Annotated in this window: 4 protein-coding genes and 1 pseudogene; 3 read left to right on the forward strand and 2 right to left on the reverse strand. The window is 71.2% G+C overall.

All coding sequences use genetic code 11. The features are described 5' to 3' along the window. The first annotated feature begins 178 nt into the window (after window positions 1-178). Window positions 179-1,486: a solute carrier family 23 protein gene (locus G3N62_RS34635; RefSeq protein WP_034190319.1), complete on the forward strand. Its 1,308-nt coding sequence runs from the start codon at window positions 179-181 to the stop codon at window positions 1,484-1,486. Between the two features lie 39 nt (window positions 1,487-1,525). Here the strand turns inward: G3N62_RS34635 and G3N62_RS34640 are convergent. Then, window positions 1,526-2,402, reverse strand: a pseudogene (locus G3N62_RS34640) (transcriptional regulator GcvA). Between the two features lie 96 nt (window positions 2,403-2,498). Between G3N62_RS34640 and G3N62_RS34645 the strand changes: the two are divergent. Together G3N62_RS34645 and G3N62_RS34650 are read left to right on the forward strand one after the other, a co-directional pair. After that, window positions 2,499-3,155, forward strand: coding sequence for a chromate transporter (locus tag G3N62_RS34645; protein WP_124670516.1), 657 nt, complete (start codon window positions 2,499-2,501; stop codon window positions 3,153-3,155). Continuing rightward, window positions 3,152-3,679 (forward strand): chromate transporter, encoded by a 528-nt coding sequence (locus G3N62_RS34650; RefSeq protein ID WP_034190322.1) that lies wholly within the window; start codon window positions 3,152-3,154, stop codon window positions 3,677-3,679. Before G3N62_RS34645 ends, G3N62_RS34650 begins: the two co-directional genes overlap by 4 nt. Window positions 3,680-3,698: 19 nt before the next feature. On the opposite strand, the gene G3N62_RS34655 is transcribed toward G3N62_RS34650, so the two are convergent. Beyond that, window positions 3,699-4,037, reverse strand: a complete 339-nt coding sequence (locus G3N62_RS34655) for a hypothetical protein (protein WP_069707070.1) — start codon at window positions 4,035-4,037, stop codon at window positions 3,699-3,701. Window positions 4,038-4,257: the final 220 nt, after the last annotated feature.

Raw genomic sequence — 4,257 nt, forward strand, 5'->3', positions numbered from 1 at the left:
GCCGCTTCGCCGGGCCGCGCGGCCGCGCACCGGTCCGCGCGGGCGGGACACCCCGTCCCACGCCCTTCAGCCGCGCGTGCCGGCGCGCTTGCCAGCCCCATCTCCGCTCCGTAAACTCGCGCCAGATTCCAGACCGGCGCATCCCAGGCAGCCGGCGACCGACAGGAGCCCTTTCCCCATGTCCGATTCCTACTTCCCGCGCTGGCGGGTCCAATCGACCGGCGCGGCATCGCGCGTGGTCGGCCCCGACGAACGCCTGGCGTGGCCGCAGATGATCGCGATGGGCGTGCAGCACGTGGTCGCGATGTTCGGCTCGACCGTGCTCGCGCCGCTGCTGATGGGCTTCGACCCGAATCTGTGCATCTTCATGTCGGGCATCGGCACGCTGCTGTTCTTCGTGCTGGTCGGCGGCCGCGTGCCGAGCTACCTCGGCTCGAGCTTCGCGTTCATCGGCCTCGTGATCGCGGTGACGGGCTACGGCGGCAGCGGCCCGAACCCGAACATTCCGGTCGCGCTCGGCGGGATCGTCGCGTGCGGCGTCGTCTACGTCGCGCTTGGCGCGCTCGTGCAGGCGATCGGCACGCGCTGGATCGAGACGCTGATGCCGCCGGTCGTGACCGGCGCGGTGGTCGCGGTGATCGGGCTGAACCTCGCGCCGATCGCGGTCAAGGGCGTCTCGGCGTCGACCTTCGATTCGGTGATGGCGCTCGTCACGGTGCTGTGCGTCGGCGGCGTCGCGGTGTTCGCGCGCGGGATGATGCAGCGCCTGCTGATCCTCGTCGGGCTCGCGATTGCCTACGCGATCTATGCGATCGCGACCAACGGGATGGGCCTCGGCAAGCCGATCGACTTCTCGATCGTCGGGCAGGCCGCGTGGTTCGGCGTGCCGGCCTTCCGCGCCCCGGTGTTCGACCCGCACGCGATGCTGATGCTCGCGCCGATCGCGGTGATCCTCGTCGCCGAGAACCTCGGCCACATCAAGGCCGTCAGCGCGATGACGGGGCACAACCTCGACCGCTACGTCGGCCGCGCGTTCATCGGCGACGGCCTCGCGACGATCGTGTCGGGCAGCGTCGGCGGCACGGGCGTCACGACGTACGCGGAGAACATCGGCGTGATGGCCGTCACGCGGATCTACTCGACGCTGGTGTTCGCGCTCGCCGCGCTGATCGCGATCGGGCTCGGCTTCTCGCCGAAATTCGGCGCGGTGATCCAGACGATCCCGGGCCCCGTGCTCGGCGGCGTGTCGATCGTCGTGTTCGGGCTGATCGCGGTGACGGGCGCGCGGATCTGGGTCGTCAACAAGGTCGACTTTTCCGACAACCGCAACCTGATCGTCGCGGCCGTCACGCTCGTGCTCGGCGCCGGCGACTTCTCGCTGAAGTTCGGTGGCTTCGGCCTCGGCGGGATCGGCACCGCGACGTTCGGCGCGATCATCCTGTACGCGATCCTGCGCAAGGAAAAGGAACCGGGCCCGGTGGTCTGACCGGGGACGGGCGGCGCGCTGCCGCCCGCCGGCGCGCCTTCACGCGCCGGTATTCGACTGCGCCTGCAGCCACGCGCAGAACTGCGCGACGAGCGGATCGTCGGCCGGCGCGTGCGGCGTGATCCACCAGTAGCTGCGCGTCGCGATGCGCGGCCCGGCCAGCGGCATCACGAGCCGTCCGCTCGCGAGCTCGTCGTCGATCAGCGGCAGCGGGCCGAGCGCGACGCCGAGCCCGTCGACGGCGGCCTGCAGCGCCAGGTAGAAGTGGTCGAACGACTGCCGCTTGCGCCCCTTCATCGTCACGCCGGCCGCCGCGAACCAGTCGCGCCAGCCTTCCGGCCGCGTATCCGAATGCAGCAGCACGTGCCGCGCGAGGTCGTCCGCGCGGGTAATCGGCGCGCGCCTGAGCAGCGCCGGGCTGCAGACCGGGATCACGCTTTCGTCGAGGAAGTGGCCGCTCGTGCAGGTCGGCCAGTGGCCGGGGCCGCGGCGGATCGCGACATCGAAGCCGTTCAGCGTGTCGAGCGGCGCATTCGACGTCGACAGCTTCAGCTCGACGTTCGGCACGTCGCGCTGGAACCGCGACAGGCGCGGCAGCAGCCATTTCATCGCGAAGGTCGGCAGCGCGTTGATGCGCAACACGCGCGCCGCGCCGGTATGGCGCAACTGCTCGGTCGCGTGCGCGATGCTGTCGAACGCCGCCCGCACGGTGTCCAGGTAGCGGCGGCCTTCGTCGGTGAGCTTCACGCGCTTGCCGTGGCGGTGGATTGCCGAGCCACGCCTCGAATCCGGCGATCTGCCGGCTGATGGCACCATGGGTCACATGCAGCTCGTCGCCGGCGGCGCTGAAGCTTTCATGTCGTGCCGCGGCTTCAAAGGCCCGAAGCGCGGAAAAGGGCGGGAGATCGCGTGCCATGCTTGTGATTCTAGATCACAAGGGCGCACCGATAAAATCGTTTTGCCATCCTCCCGAACGGCGGTAACCTCGGTTCACCGTTTAGTGAGGAGCACCATGCAATCCGTTTCCCCGCCGTCCGCCGCGACGCCCCGCCGCGTCGGCCTCGCCGAGCTGTTCACCGGTTTCCTGTCGCTCGGCCTGATGTCGTTCGGCGGCGCGTTGCCGTTCGCGCGGCGCACCATCGTCGACGAGCGCAAGTGGCTCTCCGCCGACGAATTCACCGATCTGCTCGGCCTGTGCCAGTTCCTGCCGGGCGGCAACGTGATCAACCTGTCGGTCGCGGTCGGCATGCGCTTTCGCGGCGTTGCCGGCGCGTTCGCCGGCATTCTCGGGCTGATCGCGGGCCCGACGCTCGTCGTCGTCGCGCTCGGCGTGCTGTACGCGAAGACGCAGAACGATCCGCACGTGCAGCACCTGTTCGCGGGGCTCGCGGCCGCGGCCGCCGGGCTGCTCGTCGCGATGGCCGTGAAGGTCGCGAAGCCGCTGCTGCGGGCGCCGCGCACGGCGGCCGCGATCGCGGCGCTGGCGTTCGTCGCGATCGCAGTGGTGCGCCTGCCGCTGCTGACCACGATGCTCGTGCTGACGCCCGTCAGCGTGTGGCTCGCGTCGCGCCGCCGCGACGCGGGCACGCCGCAGCCGGCGCCGGCCGCCGCGCGGGGCACGCACGATTCGCAGGGCACGCCCGACTCGCAACCGGAGCGCCGGCCATGAACGACACGCTGATCGCCATCGCGACGATCTTCAGCCAACTGTCGCTGCTCGCATTCGGCGGCGGCAACACGATCCTGCCGGAGATGCAGCGGCAGGTCGTCGACGTGCATCACTGGATGAGCGCGCACGAGTTCACCGCGCTGTTCGCGCTGGCCCAGGCGGCGCCCGGGCCGAACATGATGATCGTGTCGCTGGTCGGCTGGCACGTGGCCGGCTGGGCGGGGCTGCTGGTCGCGTCGCTCGCGAAGTTCGGGCCGTCGTCGATCGTCACCGTGCTCGCGCTGCATGCGTGGGAGCGCTTTCGCGACCGGCCGTGGCGCCGCTACGTGCAGCAGGGGATGATGCCCGTCACGGCCGGGCTCGTCGCGGCGAGCGCGCTGCTGATCTCCGAGGCGTCGAACCGCACGGCGATCCAGTGGGGCATCACGGCCGCGTGCGCGGTGCTGGCGTGGCGCACGCGCATCCATCCGCTGTGGCTGCTCGCCGGCGGCGCGCTGATCGGCCTCACGGGCATCGGGCAGTGAGCGGCCCGCGGCCGGCCGGCTAGCGCGACGCCGGCAGGTCGCCGTTCACGAGGCCAAGCAGCCGGCCGCGCGCGCTGCCGACGTCGTCCGTCACCGCCGGCCAGTCGACCACGAAACCCGCGTCGAGCGCGTCGCGCATGATCGCGCCGTAATCGGCCTTGCCGACCTTGCCGCCGCGCAACGCGTCGGCCACCTCGTGCTTCAGCTTCGGTGTGAACGACGGATAGGCGGCCACCCGCGCCGCGTACTGGCGCGCATCGATCTCGCCCGATTCGCGGTTGAACGCCCGGACGGCCACCAGCACGATCGCGGCGAACGGGATCACGGTATGGCGCAGGAAGAACTTCGCGAGTGTCATTCGAAGGCTCGGTGAAGCGGCGCGGGGCGGCGCTCGGGGTGCAGTCGTGGCGCGATCGGAGCCGGTCGGCCCGGTATACTCGGCCGGTCTTCCGGCGACGCAACCCGCCCGGTCGCGAGGCTCCGGCGCGCGGCGATGCGCGCCGGGAATCGGCCCCCCGACGGCCAGCATCATATTGGCGCGCGGCACGCGGGCGAGGCCCGGCCGCGCGGCGCCGGCG

Origin of the sequence: Burkholderia sp. Tr-20355 (assembly GCF_017104685.1) — a bacterium.
In the GTDB taxonomy this organism is placed as follows: Bacteria; Pseudomonadota; Gammaproteobacteria; order Burkholderiales; family Burkholderiaceae; genus Burkholderia; species Burkholderia seminalis.